The sequence below is a fragment of the Burkholderia sp. Ap-955 genome, assembly GCF_011753045.1.
GTDB lineage: Bacteria > Pseudomonadota > Gammaproteobacteria > Burkholderiales > Burkholderiaceae > Burkholderia > Burkholderia lata_D.
The window spans coordinates 1-1925 of record NZ_VWWH01000202.1 but is presented as its reverse complement, the minus strand read 5'-3'; the positions used below and the strand labels follow the sequence as shown (position 1 = coordinate 1925).

Sequence of the window (1925 nt, the reverse complement as noted above, 5' to 3'; positions counted from 1 at the left end):
ACCGGCGCGAGCCGCCCGTCGGGCGCGCCGGTGAGGTGCGCGCACAGCGCGGGCAGGTCCGGCGCGCCGAACACGGTGACGCCCGGCACGAGCGCGGCCTCGGCGGCGCTGGCGAGCGGCAGGTACAGCTCGGGGTTGTTCGACGCGGCGACGGAGCGCGGCTCCGGGCCGACCCCTTGGCCACCGTTGCCTGAACCGGAGAGCGTGCCGGAACCCAGGTCGGAAGCCGCGCCACTTTCCGCTGATTGCCAATCCCGCGCGACGCCACACGCCATCGCAAACGCACCGCGCATCGGCCGCAGCGCGCCGGTCAGCGACAGTTCACCCGCGAATTCGCGGCCGGCCAGCGCGTCGGCCGGGATCTGGCCGTTCGCGGCGAGGATGCCGAGCGCGATCGGCAGGTCGAACCGTCCCGACTCCTTCGGCAGGTCGGCTGGCGCGAGGTTGACGGTGATGCGGCGCACGGGGAAGTCGAAGCCGCAGTTCTGCAGCGCGGCACGGACGCGCTCGCGGCTTTCGCGGACTTCGAGGTCGGGCAGGCCGACGATCGAGAACGACGGCAACCCGTTGGCGAGATGGACTTCGACGGTGACGTCCGGCGCGCGGCCGGAGGCGGGCGCGCGACTGCGCACCACGGCGAGCGACATGGCGAGGCTCCTGAAAAAAGACGGACGACGGCCGTTCGAGGCCGCATGCCGCGGGAATCGGAGGAATCGGTGCGCGCTTGCCGGCGTGGCGCGGGGAAAGAACGAGGAACAGCGGAACGACGGACTGCGAAGAGCGATGAACAGCGAAGAGCGGGGGTGCTGCGGAGAACGACGGACGACGAAGAACGGTACGGTGACTTCAGTGCTTCAGTGCTTCAGTGCTTCAGTGCTTCAGTGCTTCAAGGCGGCGGGCGCGGGCCGCACGAGGCGGCCCGCGCCCGGACCTTGCGGCCGGACAGGGCGTCAGGCTTGCGGCGCGGCGAGCTTCTGCTCGAGTTCCGCGACGCGTTTCTCGAGTTCCTCGAGGCGCACGCGGGTGCGGGCGAGCACCTGGGCCTGCGTGTCGAATTCCTCGCGCGTGACGAGATCGAGTTTCGAGAAGCCTTGCGACAGCATGGCCTTCACGTTGCGCTCGACGTCCTTGGCCGGCGAGTTTTTCAGCAGATCGCTGACGCGCGACTGCAGATCGTTGAAAACGTCGCTGGGTTGCTTCATGTGATTCCCCTTCCTTGCACAAAAAATGTGCATCTTCAGTTGCGTACGTGCCCATGATGCACGCATGACCGGAAATGGTGCGCCGTGGGCGCGAATTCCGGGCATGGCGCCCGCATGGGTGAATGGCCCGGGAATCCGGGACGTGCGTGCACTCTAGCAACGATCCTTTCGCCGCGCCAGCAAACCGGGGCACGTTGGCCATTCGGCCGGGCTTCCGCACCTTACATCACGCGATGCGACCCCTTGATGAAGCCCTTTGAAACGGTGCGCGAACCGACTTGGCATGCGAGTTGCTGAGAAGAGTCCGTTACAACATTCCAACCAATTCGACGGGACAACCCAGCGAGAGGACTTCATGAAACTCATTACCGCAATCATCAAGCCGTTCAAGCTCGATGAGACGCGCGAAGCGCTGTCGGCGCTTGGCGTCTCGGGCATCACGGTGACGGAGGTGAAAGGGTTCGGACGCCAGAAGGGGCACACCGAGCTGTACCGCGGCGCCGAATACGTGGTCGATTTCCTGCCGAAGATGAAGATCGAGGCAGCCGTGTCCGACGATCTCGTCGACGAGGCGGTCGAGGCGATCGAGCGGGCCGCGCGCACGTAGATCGCCATCCAGTCACGAAGATAGCACCGCAAGGCGACGGGAACATCGCTGGGCGGTGATCCGGGCTATCAGGAGGCGATCATGTCGATCATAGGCCCGCCGCGCGGGATCGGGGC

Annotated in this window: 2 protein-coding genes and 1 pseudogene; 1 reads left to right on the top strand and 2 read right to left on the bottom strand. The window is 66.5% G+C overall.

What is annotated here, in order from left to right; genetic code table 11:
• A partial coding sequence (locus F3J15_RS37280; RefSeq protein WP_275692423.1) for a magnesium chelatase domain-containing protein occupies positions 1–647 on the bottom strand: 647 nt, incomplete at its 3' end.
• A gap of 303 nt (positions 648–950) precedes the next feature.
• Positions 951–1202, bottom strand: a complete 252-nt coding sequence (locus F3J15_RS37275) for an accessory factor UbiK family protein (RefSeq protein WP_006489451.1) — start codon at positions 1200–1202, stop codon at positions 951–953.
• A 355-nt stretch (positions 1203–1557) separates the two neighbouring features.
• Here F3J15_RS37275 and F3J15_RS37270 point away from each other — a divergent pair.
• A pseudogene (locus tag F3J15_RS37270) lies at positions 1558–1806 on the top strand (P-II family nitrogen regulator); the annotation flags it as partial.
• Positions 1807–1925 lie beyond the last annotated feature (119 nt).